This window comes from Brenneria salicis ATCC 15712 = DSM 30166 (assembly GCF_003315515.1).
In the GTDB taxonomy this organism is placed as follows: domain Bacteria; phylum Pseudomonadota; class Gammaproteobacteria; order Enterobacterales; family Enterobacteriaceae; genus Brenneria; species Brenneria salicis.
This window is the reverse complement of the sequence record NZ_QNRY01000002.1, coordinates 48686-62266: the sequence shown is the minus strand read 5'-3', so window position 1 is coordinate 62266 and position 13581 is coordinate 48686. Positions and strand designations below refer to the sequence as shown.

The window sequence follows — 13581 nt, the reverse complement described above, 5'->3', positions numbered from 1 at the left end:
CATTACCGCATTGAAAATGATTAAGTATTAATAGCGAAAATACCGGGGTTATCTCATTTCAGAGAGCATAAGGAATGAGGGGGCGAGTTTCTATTTTATTCGCCAAACAAAGATGTTGTTGGCCGAAAATAAAGCGGGTGGTTGATTACAGCGAGCAACCTGACGCCGGTCGGCCAGACAAGCGACTATTCGTCCCGACGTAGCGCTGTCGGACCGGGATCTCCTGATACTTACAGGATACGGTAGAATTTTACAGTTGGTTGCACTTAGAGGTTAACGCTTGCGATTCTACGCTGGTTTATGCACGGCTACCTCTCTAAAGTATCAAGTCCCAGAGGTATTGATTGGTGATATATCAATGTGCTCTGTACATTGAACCATTTGATTACACCAACCTACGCGGACGCGTAGGTTTTTTTTCCCCGCGTTTATACAAATAAAGATAAATTACCCTGATACGTTATCTTGCCGTCAGCCTGGTGTCGGTTATGCTGTTGGAAGACAGGTCACTGGCGTATTTTGACGTGGTGACCGACTGACCTGCTCTGGCGCAGGCGACATTGTTTATCTGTCTATGGGAGAAGACATGATTTATACCTTGTTACGTTGGGTTTTCCGCCGTTTGTACCGCATTAGGATTGAGGGCGACAGCAGCCATTTTCAGCAAGAAAAATTGCTGATTACACCCAACCACGTTTCTTTTCTTGATGGCGTGCTACTGGTACTGTTCTTACCCATAAAGCCGGTTTTTGCCGTCTATTCCTCTATTTCTGAGCGCTGGTATATCCGCTGGTTGCGACCCTACATCGATTTTATGCCGCTGGACCCCACCAAACCGTTGGCCATCAAACGGTTGATTAAGCTGATAGAGCGCGGACAGCCGGTGGTGGTCTTCCCCGAAGGCCGTATCACCGTCACGGGCTCGCTGATGAAAATATACAGCGGCGCGGCGTTTGTGGCGGCGAAATCAGGCGCGACGCTGATTCCGGTACGTATTGACGGCGCGGAGCTTTCACCGTTTGGTCGTCTGCGAGGCGTCGTTAAACGCCATTGGTTTCCACAGATAAACCTCAGTTACCTGCCCCCCACCCGGCTGCCGATGCCAGAGGCTAACAGCGCCAGAGAACGGCGTATTCTGGCCGGGGAGCATCTGCATCAGATCATGATGGCGGCGAGAATGACCACGCGTCCAAGCCACACGCTATATCAGGCGTTTTTGGCCGCCCGCGGGCGTTATGGGCGCAGTTCACCATCTATTGCGGACATTTCGTTCCAGGAAGACAGCTATCAGGGTTTACTGAAAAAATCGCTCGGCGTCGCGCGCATTCTGCAACGTTTTACTCAGGCGGATGAGCATGTGGGATTTTTGCTGCCTAACGCCACTGTCACCGCCGCCGCTATTTTGGGTGCGACGCTGCGTAACCGCGTGCCGGCGATGCTGAATTACACGGCGGGGGCCAAAGGGCTGCAAAGCGCCATGCGAGCCGCCACGATCAAAACCATTGTGACTTCCCGCCAGTTTTTGGAAAAAGGCAAGTTGACCGATTTGCCGGTGCGGGTGAGTGAGGCCAACTGGGTTTATCTGGAGGATTTGAAAGACACCGTGACGCTGGCCGATAAGCTGTGGATCCTGTTTCATTTGCTGTTTCCGGCCAAAGCCATGTTGCCGCAGCAGGCGCAGGATGCCGCGATTGTGCTGTTTACCTCTGGTTCGGAAGGCGCGCCGAAAGGCGTGGTGCACTCGCATGACAGCTTGCTGGCGAACGTCGAGCAGATCCGCACCGTGGCGGATTTCACCCCGCGTGATCGCTTTATGTCGGCATTGCCGCTCTTCCATGCTTTTGGATTGACGGTCGGGTTGCTCACGCCGTTGATCACCGGCGCCAGAGTGTTTCTTTATCCCAGCCCGCTGCACTACCGGATTGTGCCGGAACTGGTGTATGACCAGAACTGCACCGTGCTGTTTGGCACGTCCACCTTTCTGGGTAACTATGCGCGTTTTGCCCATCCGTATGATTTTGCCCGTTTGCGCTATGTGGTGGCCGGAGCGGAAAAACTGTCGGAGTCGACCCGCCAGCTATGGCAGGACAAATTCGGCATCCGCATTCTGGAAGGCTATGGCGTGACGGAGTGCGCGCCGGTGGTGGCGATCAATGTGCCGATGGCGATCAAAATTCATTCCGTGGGCCGTTTGCTGCCGGAAATGGAATCCCGGCTGATCGACGTGCCGGGGATTGCGCGCGGCGGTCGCTTGCAACTACGCGGGCCAAATATCATGAAAGGCTATCTGCGGGTTGAACATCCAGGAGTGCTGGAAGCGCCGACGGCGGAAAACGCGCAGGGCGAATGGCAGGCGGGTTGGTATGACACCGGCGATATCGTCGAACTCGACGCCAAAGGATTCTGTACCATTATCGGGCGGGTAAAACGCTTCGCGAAGCTGGCGGGCGAGATGGTTTCGCTGGAAAGCGTGGAACAACTGGCGATAAAAGTTTCGCCGGACGCGCAACATGCCGCCAGCGCCAAAAGCGACAGCAACAAAGGTGAAGCGCTGGTGTTGTTTACCACCGACAGCGAGCTAACCCGTGAGAAACTGCTGGCGCAGGCGCGCGCAGGCGGCGTGCCTGAACTGACGGTGCCGCGTGATATTCGCTGCGTGAAGGCATTGCCGTTGCTGGGCAGCGGTAAACCTGATTTTGTCGCCTTGCGCCAGATGGCTGAGCAATCTGGCGACGGGCAATCCATCGTCGGCCAATCCACGGGCGAACAACCGAGTGCCGAACAACCGGAGCAGGCATCATGAATCAGACGCCGGGATCCGCGACGCCGTTGTTGTCGCGTAGCATGAGCGCGGTCATTATCGCGCAGTTCTTTTCCGCCTTTGGTGACAATGCGCTGCTGTTCGCCACCATCGCGTTGATCAAACAACTCGTTTACCCCGACTGGAGCCAGCCGTTTTTACAGATGGGCTTTGTGGCGGCGTATATCATTCTGGCGCCTTTCGTCGGGCAGGTGGCGGACAGCTTTGCCAAAGGGCGGGTGATGATGTTCGCCAATGGCCTGAAGCTGGTGGGGGCGCTGCTGATTTTCGTCGGCGGCAATCCGTTTCTGGGCTATACGCTGGTGGGCGTGGGGGCTGCCGCTTACTCGCCTGCCAAGTACGGCATTCTGGGCGAGATCACCGGTGGCGATCAACTGGTTAAAGCCAATGGCCTGATGGAAGCCTCGACTATCGCGGCGATCCTCACCGGTTCGGTTGCCGGAGGGGTGCTGGCTGACTGGAACCTGCCTGCGGCGCTGGCGATTTGCGCCGTCGCCTACGGTATTGCGCTGGGCGCCAATCTGTTGATCCCGCGACTTAATGCCGCCCGTCCGGGACAGCCCTGGCATCCGGTGCGGATGACTCGCCGCTTTTTTTCCGCCTGTCGGGTGTTGTGGCGCGATGGGGAAACCCGCTTTTCGCTGCTAGGCACCAGCCTGTTCTGGGGCGCGGGCGTGACGCTGCGTTTCCTGCTGGTGCTATGGGTGCCGTTGGCGCTGGGCATCACGGATAACGCGACGCCGACATTGCTCAACGCGATGGTTGCGGTGGGGATTGTGCTGGGGGCAGGCGCGGCGGCCAGACTGATTACGCTCAAGACCGTACAGTGTTGTATGCCGGCTGGCGTGCTGATTGGCGTGGCGGTGGTGATTTTTACTCTTCAGCACAACCTGATCAGCGCCTATGGCTTACTGATTTTGCTCGGCGCGCTGGGCGGCTTTTTCATTGTGCCGCTCAATGCGTTGTTACAGGCGCGCGGCAAGGCCAGCGTCGGCGCAGGCAACGCCATCGCCGTCCAGAACCTGGGGGAAAACGGCGCCATGTTGCTGATGCTGGGGCTTTACTCGCTGGTAGTGAAACTGGGAGTATCGGTCATCACCATCGGTATCGGGTTCGGCGTATTGTTTGCGTTGGCGATAGTCTTGTTGTGGGTATGGCTGATTTTCGCCCGGCGGCGTCAGGATAATCATCAGACAGGATCTTAAGACACCGATGAATCTGGTTTGGCATGACTGGGGAATTGAGGATCTGAATGTCTATGCATTACATGACATTCTGGCCTTGCGTAATCAGGTTTTTGTGGTTGAACAAAGCTGCCCGTATCAGGATATCGACGGACGTGATGTGGTTGACGGCAATCGCCATATCGCGGCTTATGATAACAATAAACTGGCGGTTTATGCGCGGCTGTTGGCGCCGCATCCGGGCAATGAGGCGGCGGCTATCGGACGGGTGATCGTCGCGCCCCATGTCATGGGACGGCACTTGGGACATCAACTGATGGAACAGGCGTTGTTTGCCTGCGCTCGTCACTGGCCGCAAAAACCGGTGTTTCTGTCCGCACAAGTTCATCTGCAACGCTTTTATGCCGGTTTTGGTTTTGTGGCGACGGGCGAGATCTATGACGAGGATGGCATTGCGCATATCGATATGCGTTTTTATCCGGCGTAAAAAACCCGCTGCGTCATCGCGGCGGGTCTGTTAGCCAAAGGGGGCGTAGAGCTTGTCAACTGGCGGAATTTGAAATCTTGCTGCCTAATTTCTGCACATCCTCGCCAAAGCCGCGAGCGGTATTACACCCGCTTACTGTTGCCGCCACCAGCAGTGATACCATTATTAATTTCACCAATCTCATCATCGTCACCAGCAGGGTTGCACATCGCTATACTTTGTCATAATCTCCGGAAAAAATTCAATCCCGTGTGTCTGAAAAGGTTGATTTTTATCCTTAATCCGCCAAAAACAGTTCCAGCAACGAATTCAGAAACAGTTTGCCGTGTTCGGTTACCTGCCAATGTGTATCGGTTTCATTCAGATAGCCTTGTGCCAGCGCCTGATCCAGTTGGTCGCGGATAACGCTTTCATCCAGCCCGGTATAGGCGGTGAAATCAATACGCGGCGCGGCTTCCAGCAGACGAAAACGGTTCATGAAAAACTCGAAAGGCCGCTCTGCAAGCGCCACGTCATGCTGTTTGTCCAGATAATTACCCTGCATGTAGCCGCGTGGGTGGCGGGTTTTCACCGTGCGTAGAATGCGTCCGTCACTGAAAGTCAGTTTGCCGTGCGCGCCGCAGCCGATGCCCAGATAATCGCCAAAGCGCCAGTAGTTGAGGTTGTGCTGACATTGATAACCTGGTTTGGCATAGGCGGAGGTTTCGTATTGCTGGTAGCCGGCTGCGCTCAGCAACTGATGGCCTTGCTCATAGATATCCCACAGCGCGTCGTCATCCGGCAATGTCGGCGGACGTGAACTGAACAGCGTGTTGGGTTCAATGGTCAGTTGATACCACGACAAGTGGGGCGGATTCAGCGCAATGGCCTGACGCAGATCGTCCAGCGCCTCTGCCAGCGATTGATCCGGCAGCCCGTGCATTAGATCGAGGTTGAAACTGCGCAACCCCAGCCCTGCCGCAAGGTTGGCTGCGCGTTTGGCTTCTTGCGGGCCGTGAATGCGTCCCAGCCGAATCAGCTTTTGCGCATCGAAACTCTGCACGCCGATAGAAATCCGGTTGATGCCCGCCCGCTGATAGCCGCTGAAGCGATCGGCTTCAACCGTTCCCGGATTGGCTTCCATGGTGATTTCGGCATCAGGCGAGAGAGGCAGCCGCGCCCGCACGCCGTCCAGCAATGATTGCATGGCTTGCGCGCTCAGCAGGCTGGGGGTGCCGCCGCCGATAAAAATGGTGTGCAGCGGACGGTCGCCCGCCAGCGGCAGATCGGCATCCAGATCGGCGAGCAGGTGTTCAACGTATTCCTGATGCGGCACATCGCCTTTCAGGGCATGTGAATTGAAATCGCAATAAGGACACTTTTGCACGCACCAGGGAATATGCAGATACAGGCTGAGCGGCGGCAGTTTAAGCATGGCGCAGGGCATCCAATAATAACCGTAGCGCCTGACCGCGATGAGACTGCGCGTTCTTTTCTTCACGCGTCAGTTCGGCGGCGGTTTTGCCCAGTTCCGGTACGAAGAAGATCGGATCGTAACCAAAACCGCCCGCGCCGACGGGTTGATGCGTCAGTACGCCTTGCCAGCGACCGTGGCACACCAGCGGCGTCGGATCTTGCGCATGACGCAGATAAACCAGCACGCAATGGAAACTGGCGCCGCGCTGCGCGTCAGGCAGTGCTTTCAGGGTATGCAGCAGTTTCTCCAGATTTTGCTGATCGCTGGCGTCAACGCCGGCATAGCGTGCGGAATAAATGCCCGGTGCGCCGCCTAAGGCGTCCACCGCCAGCCCGGAGTCGTCCGCAATGGCGGGCAGGCCGGTGATTTGTGCGGCGTGACGCGCCTTGAGGATCGCATTTTCAATAAATGTCAGACCGGTTTCTTCGGCGGAATCCACCCCAAGCTCGGTTTGGGCCACGATATCCAGACCAAAATCCGCCAGCAGACTGGCGAGTTCACGCACTTTACCGGGATTACCGGTCGCCAAAACCACTTTTTGCATGCTGTTTTCCTGCGTCTTTAAGGAATGAGATCCGCGACTTGCGCCGGGATAACTTGCGGGTTGATGATTTTAATCTGTTTATGCCGACCGAGTTCGCCTTTTTCGATAATGACCAGACTTTTGGCTACCCGGAATTGTTTGGCGAGGAATTGGGTCAGATGGGCATTCGCCTGTCCATCGACCGGCGGGGCGGTGATGGCGACTTTCAGTTCGTCGCCATGCAGCCCGATAATCTGATCACGGCTGGCTTTCGGCTGAATATACAGCCGAATGATCAGCGCGTCGTTGCTGCGGGTAATGGCGCTCACAGCAAGAACCACAGCCCCGGAAACAGATCCATGCCCAGATAATTGAGCAGATACAGGATCAGGATCACCACCATGGCGGAGAAATCGATGCCGCCCATCGCTGGGATAATGCGGCGGATCGGCGCCATAAATGGTTCGGTCAACTGATGTAAAAGATACTCGACCGGGCTGCGCCCCTGACTGATCCAACTCATCAGCGAACGGATAATCACCACCCAGAACACCAGGAAACCGGCTGATTTAATCAGCGAGATCAAACCGACCAGCAGATTCATCGGACTCAGCGACAGCGCCCCCACCTGAATCAGCAGCAGTAAAGGATACTTGATGGTGGTCAGGACAAACGCCAGCAGTAACGATGCGCTGTCAATCGGGCCCAACGACGGCAGAATGCGACGCAGCGGCCCGACAATCGGCTGCGTGATTTTTACCACGAACTGCGACAAGGGATTATAGAAGTCGCTGCGCGACCACTGCATCCAGATGCGCAACAGCAATACCATCACGTAGAGGTCGACCAGCGTCTTGACCAGAAAAGTCAGGGTAAGCATAGATACATCGGTTCCTTATTAAAGAGTAAACGGGCGGATGAATGGCACGTTGTATTAAAACAGCTTTTCCATTTCCTGAGCGCGGTTAACGGCGGCCTGCATCGCCTCGGCCACCGTTTGCGTCAACTGGCGCTCATTAAACACCCGCAGCGCCTCCGCCGTGGTGCCGCCTTTGGAGGTGACGTTTTCGCGCAGCGTCGATAGCGGCGTATCGGGATTGGCCTCGACCAGCGCCGCGGCGCCGCAAGCGGCCTGTTGCACCAGCAGACGCGCGGTATCCAGATCGAATCCCTGACGCAGCGCCTCCTGTTGCATGGCTTCCATAAACAGGAAGAAATAGGCGGGCGCGCTGCCTGCGGCGGCGATAACCCCGTTGATGCCGGACTCCTGTTCCACCCAGCATACCTTGCCGACGCTTTGCATCAGCGCAGTGGAGAATACCCGGTCAGCGTCGCTGACGGTCGCGGGCGCATAAAGCCCGCTCATGCCTTTGCCTACCAGCGACGGCGTATTGGGCATTATGCGCACGATAGCCGGTTTTTCACCCAGCAACGCCTGAAAACGGGCAATGCTGACGCCGGCGGCTATCGATAACACCAGTTTACCGCTGAAATCCACCTGTTGCCGCAAGGGTTCGCACACGCTTGCCATCATCTGCGGTTTGACCGCCAGTATAACGACGTCCGCTTGCTGTGCGCCGCGCACATTATCGCTACTGCTGATGACGCCATATTTGGCCGCCAATCCATCACGGCGGTTGCCGGAAGGCGCGCATACGCTGATCAAGCTGGCAGGGTAACCGCTTTCCATCAACCCGGCAATAATGGCCTGCGCCATATTCCCGGCGCCAATAAACGCTATTTTACGTTGTTGCATCTGTATTCTCGCTGATTATCGTTTTTGTATGAAAAGCCCTATCGTGATTTCGCCTTAGGCGGCGGAATAGTCGCGCGCGCCGAAAATGGCGGTGCCGATGCGCACCAGCGTACTGCCGGCGGCGATGGCCGCCTTCATATCATCGGTCATCCCCATCGATAAGGTATCAATATGAGGGTAGCGCACGGCTAACTGCTGAAACAGGTCGGCCATCTGCCGGAAAACGGCCAACTGGCGCTGATAGTCTGTTTCGGGCGCCGGGATCGCCATCAGACCACGCAGACGCAGATTCGGCAATCCCATCACGCTGGCGGCCAAATCAGCCAGTTCATCGGCCATAATACCGGATTTACTCGGTTCGTTACTGATGTTGATTTGCAGCAGCACATTTAGCGGCGGCATCGTCGCCGGACGCTGTTCGCTTAGGCGCTGGGCGATGCGCAAACGATCCACGGTATGAAACCAGTCAAAATTTTCCGCCACCAGACGGCTTTTATTCGACTGCAACGGGCCGATAAAGTGCCATTCCAAATGGGTTTCCGGCTGGTTTTCCCGGAAGTAACGGATCTTGTCCACGCCTTCCTGAACATAGTTCTCGCCAAATGCCCGCTGTCCGGCGTTGATGGCTGCTTTGATCGCCTTCACAGGTTTGGTTTTACTGACTGCAAGCAGCGTGATTTCCTCTGGCGCTCTTGCGCACTGTTGTGCGGCCATTGAGATCTGTCGCCGGATGTCCTGTAGATTCTGCTGGATAGTCGTCATAGTGGTTCAGGAGATCAATCTATGGATGTGAGTGAATGGGTGGCGCTTAGTGTAAAACATAATGCGTCAGATCTGCACCTGTGTAGCGGACATCCGCCGATATTGCGTATTGACGGTCAGTTACGATTTGAAAATACCTTACCACATTTAGGTTGTGAACAACTGGAACAGTGGTGCGCAACCTGGCTGGAAGCGACGCAACAACAACAGTTGCAGCAATACGGGCAGGTTGACGGCGCGTTGACGCTGGCGGAAGGACAGCGCCTGCGCGTTAACGTGTTTCGTCAACGCGCCGGGCTTTCCATCACGATGCGGCTTATTCCCTCATCCCTCCTCTCACTGACCGCGCTGCGCGCGCCGCCGGTGTTGTCGGATCTGTTGGAACGGCGGGATGGATTGATTTTAGTAACCGGAGCGACGGGTAGCGGGAAATCCACTACATTGGCCGCCATGATTGCCGCCCTGAACGAACGGTATTCCCGTCATGTCATTACGCTGGAAGATCCGATTGAGTTTCTCCACGCCAGTCGGCAATGCCTGATCCAACAGCGTGAAATCGGCCAGCATTGCGCGTCATTCGCGCAGGCTCTGCGCGCCGCATTGCGTGAAGATCCTGATGTTATCTTGCTGGGGGAACTGCGCGATACCGAAACTATCCGCCTGGCGTTGACGGCGGCGGAAACCGGGCATCTGGTGCTTGCCACGTTGCATACCCGCAGTGCGGCGCAGGCAGTCGATCGGCTGATTGATGTTTTTCCGGGAGAGGAAAAAGCTTTTGTTCGCAGCCAACTGGCTGCCTGTTTACAGGCGGTGGCGGCGCAGAAATTATTGCCGATGCCGCAGGGGGGAAGAGTGGCCTTGTTTGATGTCCTGACCGCGACCGCGGCGGTGAGCAATTTGATCCGCGAAGGGAAAAACCATCAGTTGCCCAGCCTGATGCAGACAGGGGCGCAGGCCGGGATGCAAACCTTCGAGCAAAGCTGGCGGCAGCGCTGTGGAGAAGGGTTGCTGGCGTGACGACTATCGCGGCTTACGTGGCTCGCTCTGGGAGGAAGGGCCTTGACTGGCAGATCTTTGCCGGTTACTTCACGCAATTACGCCCCTGACGTTTTGCGGCATAGAGGTTTTCGTCCGCCAGTTGGATCCAGTCATCTACCGAGTTAAAGTCCGGGCGCTAGGGGGCGACGCCCACGCTGACTGTGAATTTCAGCGTTTGTTGTTCATACAATAACGTATGCTCCTCAATCTGCGTGCGGATGCGCTCCACAATGTTCATCGCCGTTTTGTATGAGACATTGTTGAGCAAAATAATAAATTCTTCGCCGCCAATACGGGCGAACAGGTCGTCGCTGCGAAGTGATAATCGCAGCAGCGTAGCCAGTTCTTTGAGCACGGCATCGCCCGCCAAATGGCCGTATTTATCATTTATTTTCTTGAAAAAAATCGATATCCAGCAGCGCCAGGTAACATTTTTTTATGCTGGTGCATGGTTTTCCGCAATGAAAGAGCGCATTAGCCTGTTCAAAAAAATTGCTGCGGTTGGGCAGTCCGGTAAGAAAATCATGCCCGGCATTAAAGCTCAGCGTTTCTTCTATCTGTTTGCGTTCATCTTCCAGAACGCGGGCATGGATGATAATCCCCGGGGTTTTAACCAAAGGAGCCAACAGATCAATCAGATGCTGGTCGTAACCATCAGGACGGTTGGCCAGGGCTATCATGCCGATGGGTTTGTCATTGTGGGTGATGGGAATAGCCAGAAATGCGTATAGCGATGGATGCCCGGGGGGGAAACCGCGACTGGCCGGATGCGCCGCCAGGTTGTTGGTGCATACCACCTTGTTGTGAGTGACGGCGTGACCGAACAGATTGTCGAGTTGGCGAAACACCAGTCCGCCATTGATTTTACGCTGCTGGTTATACCACTCCCGCGTTTCTTTATCCCACGACAGGTTGGAGATGGAGGGAATATAAAGCGATTTGCCTTCCTCATCTTCCTGTACCTTGGCAATAAAACCAAATTCACTGTTCGTCACGTTGAGCAGGCGGGAAAAGACCTTATCACAGGCGGAAGGCAAATTATGATCGAGCAGAAAACTGTCATGGGCGGAGAGCAAAATATCCAGGATCGCCCCTTGCTGTTCGGCTTTTTTTTCCGTCTCAACATTGTGGGTAATATTGTGAGCGTATTTAATGACTTTCTTTATATTGCCATCATCATCCATGATCGGATTGTAGGTGGCCTGTATCCAAAAATGTTTATTATTTTTTCCCAGCCGGTGAAAGCGTCCGCTGATCGATTGACCACGCTGTAATTTTGCCCAGAACTTGTCGTATTCCGGTGTTTTAAAATAATTCTTTTCATATAATAATTTATGATGTTGCCGAAGTAATTTATTTTCTCTACAGCCTGTCAATTCGAGGTAATTATCGTTGACATAAGTGATATATCCTTCCCGGTCAAATTCAATTACGCCCTGTGAATTATCGATAGCTTCTATTTTTATACGATGTTCGTTGGTAAGGTATTTTTGCTGAGTAATATCCAGCGCAAGTTTAATCACGCCAATATGTCGGTCATCGTCATCGATAATCGGCGTATAGGCGGCATGAATCCAGATAGATTCGCCATCCTTATTTCGGCGCCGGAATTCCCCGGAGCGGATACCGCCGCTAATTACACAAGGCCAGAACCGATCGTGATCCCGTTGCTGTTCTTCAAATAAAAACATTTTGTGATGTTGATTGATAATCTCGACTCTATCGTAACCAAGCATGCTGCAAAAGTTGCTGTTAGCCTCAATCAATGTGCCGAACAGATCAAACTCGGCAATAGCATAAGCTTTATCCAACGCAATCAATTTGGCTTGATTGTCAAATTTGCTAATCAAATCAATATCGGATATTTGATTATTCATCTTCATCTTTACCTATTATTCTTGTCAGCGTATTTATGCAATATACTGTTATACATTTGGCATTAAATAATGCCACTGTGACTGTCAGAGGATGATCGTCGGTTTGTTGAGTGCCTCTTGCTTCATTTTCGCTTCAAATACTATTTTCGATGCGGATCGAAAAGGGTGTGTTGCGTATGTTCCACGGTATGTACTGTGTGGTGTTTATCCACGGCAGGCGTTTGGAAAGAAAACGTGTCGCCTTTCAATTACAAGGAAGTATAACGCAAGGATTTTTTTTTGTGAGATCGATGATTATTTTTTAAATTTATTCTTTTCCGTCCCTATTTGCGCGCGCCCGCTGAGGCTCCAGGGTGGCGGACATCCGGGCGATACCCGGATATCCACGGCTGATTAATCCTGATAGCTCAACTGCTCAGGCGTGCGGCGCATAATAACCTTACCATGACGAATCGACACGCTGGCTTTCGCCTGACGGCGCACAGTTTCATAGTCGTTCTCCGCATCCAGGATCACCAGATTGGCCGGACGTCCGACCGCGATACCATAACTCTCGCCCAGATTCATGGTTCTGGCGCTGTTATCCGTGACGAAATCCAGGCAGCGTTGCAGGTCTTCATAACCCATCATATGGCAGATATGCAGCCCGGCATCCAGAACGCGCAGAATGTTGCCGTTGCCGAGCGGATACCACGGGTCCTTGATGGAGTCCTGCGCGAAGCAGACATTCAGGCCTGCGCGGTCGAGTTCGGCCACCCGCGTCACGCCGCGCCGTTTGGGGAAGGTATCGAAACGTCCTTGCAGATGAATACTCTCCGTGGGGCAGGAAACAAAGTTTATGCCTGATAGTTTGAGCAGGCGGAACAGTTTGTAGCAATAAGCGTTGTCGTAAGAACCCATAGCCACCGTATGGCTGGCGGTAACCCTTTCCCCCATCTGGCGCACCCGCGCTTCTTCCGCCAGCACTTCCAGAAAGCGTGATTGGGCGTCATCGGTTTCGTCACAGTGTACATCGACCAGACAACCGGTACGTTCGGCCAGATCCATCAGGAATTTGATGGAACTGACGCCCTGATCGCGGGTGTTCTCGAAATGGGGAATGCCGCCGACCACATCGGCGCCCATCTCGATGGCGCGCGCCATCAGTTGGCGTCCGTTGGCAAAGGATTCAATGCCTTCCTGCGGAAAAGCGACGATTTGCAGGTCGATCAGACCGCGGGCTTCCTGTTTGACTTCCAGCATGGCGCTCAGCGCGGCCAGACTGGGATCGGTGACATCAATGTGCGTGCGCACATGCTGAATACCGTGATCCCGCAGCATGCCGATGGCGGTGTGCGCCCGGCGCTTGGTGTCGTCGTGAGTGATGGTGGCTTTGCGTTGTGCCCAACGTTCAATGCCTTCAAACAATGTGCCGCTCATGTTCCATTCCGGTTCACCGGCGGTCAGCGTCGCATCCAGATGAATGTGCGGTTCAACCAGCGGCGGAATGACCAACTGGCTGTCGGCATCGATCACATCACGGTTTTCCGCCGCAGTTAATGACGCAGACTGGGCGTCGATCGCGGTGATCAGGCCGTTATCGAGAGTGAGAGTGAAAAGTCCGGTTTGACGGCGAAGCGCGGCGTTGATGATTTTCATAAAAACTCCTGCTGTTGCGCATTGGATAGGCGCCAGACT

Annotated in this window: 14 protein-coding genes; 4 read left to right on the top strand and 10 right to left on the bottom strand. The window is 54.5% G+C overall.

The genetic code is table 11. The annotated features are described in order from the left end of the window. Positions 1-586 precede the first annotated feature (586 nt). Genes aas through DES54_RS01835 form a run of 3 tightly spaced genes read left to right on the top strand, consistent with a single transcriptional unit; the run spans position 587 to position 4492 of the window. Complete coding sequence (aas, locus tag DES54_RS01845; protein WP_113864922.1) at positions 587-2803, top strand: bifunctional acyl-ACP--phospholipid O-acyltransferase/long-chain-fatty-acid--ACP ligase; 2217 nt, start codon at positions 587-589, stop codon at positions 2801-2803. Beyond that, positions 2800-4026, top strand: a complete 1227-nt coding sequence (gene lplT, locus DES54_RS01840) for a lysophospholipid transporter LplT (protein WP_113864921.1) — start codon at positions 2800-2802, stop codon at positions 4024-4026. Before aas ends, lplT begins: the two co-directional genes overlap by 4 nt. Positions 4027-4033: 7 nt before the next feature. Continuing rightward, entirely contained in the window at positions 4034-4492 is a 459-nt protein-coding gene (locus tag DES54_RS01835) for a GNAT family N-acetyltransferase (protein WP_113864920.1), read from the top strand. Between the two features lie 55 nt (positions 4493-4547). Here the strand turns inward: DES54_RS01835 and DES54_RS01830 are convergent, their stop codons facing one another. The 7 genes from DES54_RS01830 to DES54_RS01800 all read right to left on the bottom strand — a co-directional run bounded on the left by DES54_RS01830 (position 4548) and on the right by DES54_RS01800 (position 8989). Further along, complete coding sequence (locus tag DES54_RS01830; protein ID WP_404802308.1) at positions 4548-4655, bottom strand: entericidin A/B family lipoprotein; 108 nt, start codon at positions 4653-4655, stop codon at positions 4548-4550. Between the two features lie 114 nt (positions 4656-4769). Beyond that, positions 4770-5906: a radical SAM family heme chaperone HemW gene (gene hemW, locus DES54_RS01825; RefSeq protein ID WP_113864918.1), complete on the bottom strand. Its 1137-nt coding sequence runs from the start codon at positions 5904-5906 to the stop codon at positions 4770-4772. Further along, positions 5899-6492: an RdgB/HAM1 family non-canonical purine NTP pyrophosphatase gene (gene rdgB / locus DES54_RS01820; RefSeq protein ID WP_113864917.1), complete on the bottom strand. Its 594-nt coding sequence runs from the start codon at positions 6490-6492 to the stop codon at positions 5899-5901. Before rdgB ends, hemW begins: the two co-directional genes overlap by 8 nt. A 17-nt stretch (positions 6493-6509) precedes the next feature. Next, positions 6510-6800, bottom strand: coding sequence for a DUF167 family protein YggU (gene yggU / locus DES54_RS01815; RefSeq protein ID WP_113864916.1), 291 nt, complete (start codon positions 6798-6800; stop codon positions 6510-6512). Further along, positions 6797-7351, bottom strand: coding sequence for a YggT family protein (locus DES54_RS01810; RefSeq protein ID WP_113864915.1), 555 nt, complete (start codon positions 7349-7351; stop codon positions 6797-6799). Before DES54_RS01810 ends, yggU begins: the two co-directional genes overlap by 4 nt. Before the next feature lie 54 nt (positions 7352-7405). Next, positions 7406-8227, bottom strand: a complete 822-nt coding sequence (proC, locus tag DES54_RS01805) for a pyrroline-5-carboxylate reductase (protein ID WP_113864914.1) — start codon at positions 8225-8227, stop codon at positions 7406-7408. A gap of 54 nt (positions 8228-8281) precedes the next feature. Next, on the bottom strand, positions 8282-8989 hold the full coding sequence (locus tag DES54_RS01800; RefSeq protein ID WP_113864913.1) for a YggS family pyridoxal phosphate-dependent enzyme: 708 nt from the start codon (positions 8987-8989) through the stop codon (positions 8282-8284). A gap of 21 nt (positions 8990-9010) precedes the next feature. On the opposite strand from DES54_RS01800, the gene DES54_RS01795 reads away from it, so the two are divergent. Next, positions 9011-10006, top strand: coding sequence for a type IV pilus twitching motility protein PilT (locus DES54_RS01795; protein WP_113864912.1), 996 nt, complete (start codon positions 9011-9013; stop codon positions 10004-10006). Between the two features lie 157 nt (positions 10007-10163). Here DES54_RS01795 and DES54_RS18740 read toward each other — a convergent pair whose 3' ends face one another. The 3 genes from DES54_RS18740 to codA form a co-directional block, all read right to left on the bottom strand. Then, the gene (locus DES54_RS18740) at positions 10164-10382 is read right to left on the bottom strand and encodes a GGDEF domain-containing protein (RefSeq protein WP_240634903.1); all 219 of its coding nucleotides are present in this window, start codon (positions 10380-10382) and stop codon (positions 10164-10166) included. 28 nt (positions 10383-10410) lie between these two features. After that, the gene (locus DES54_RS01790) at positions 10411-11904 is read right to left on the bottom strand and encodes a sensor domain-containing diguanylate cyclase (RefSeq protein WP_240634904.1); all 1494 of its coding nucleotides are present in this window, start codon (positions 11902-11904) and stop codon (positions 10411-10413) included. 393 nt (positions 11905-12297) lie between these two features. Then, positions 12298-13542, bottom strand: a complete 1245-nt coding sequence (gene codA, locus DES54_RS01785) for a cytosine deaminase (protein ID WP_113864911.1) — start codon at positions 13540-13542, stop codon at positions 12298-12300. Positions 13543-13581 lie beyond the last annotated feature (39 nt).

Bases quoted from the DNA above. Each gene is read 5' to 3' on its own strand.
- aas (WP_113864922.1), top strand. From the start codon at position 587: ATGATTTATACCTTGTTACGTTGGGTTTTCCGCCGTTTGTACCGCATT.
- lplT (WP_113864921.1), top strand. From the start codon at position 2,800: ATGAATCAGACGCCGGGATCCGCGACGCCGTTGTTGTCGCGTAGCATG.
- DES54_RS01835 (WP_113864920.1), top strand. From the start codon at position 4,034: ATGAATCTGGTTTGGCATGACTGGGGAATTGAGGATCTGAATGTCTAT.
- DES54_RS01830 (WP_404802308.1), bottom strand. From the start codon at position 4,655: ATGGTATCACTGCTGGTGGCGGCAACAGTAAGCGGGTGTAATACCGCT.
- hemW (WP_113864918.1), bottom strand. From the start codon at position 5,906: ATGCTTAAACTGCCGCCGCTCAGCCTGTATCTGCATATTCCCTGGTGC.
- rdgB (WP_113864917.1), bottom strand. From the start codon at position 6,492: ATGCAAAAAGTGGTTTTGGCGACCGGTAATCCCGGTAAAGTGCGTGAA.
- DES54_RS01810 (WP_113864915.1), bottom strand. From the start codon at position 7,351: ATGCTTACCCTGACTTTTCTGGTCAAGACGCTGGTCGACCTCTACGTG.
- proC (WP_113864914.1), bottom strand. From the start codon at position 8,227: ATGCAACAACGTAAAATAGCGTTTATTGGCGCCGGGAATATGGCGCAG.
- DES54_RS01800 (WP_113864913.1), bottom strand. From the start codon at position 8,989: ATGACGACTATCCAGCAGAATCTACAGGACATCCGGCGACAGATCTCA.
- DES54_RS01795 (WP_113864912.1), top strand. From the start codon at position 9,011: ATGGATGTGAGTGAATGGGTGGCGCTTAGTGTAAAACATAATGCGTCA.
- DES54_RS01790 (WP_240634904.1), bottom strand. From the start codon at position 11,904: ATGAATAATCAAATATCCGATATTGATTTGATTAGCAAATTTGACAAT.
- codA (WP_113864911.1), bottom strand. From the start codon at position 13,542: ATGAAAATCATCAACGCCGCGCTTCGCCGTCAAACCGGACTTTTCACT.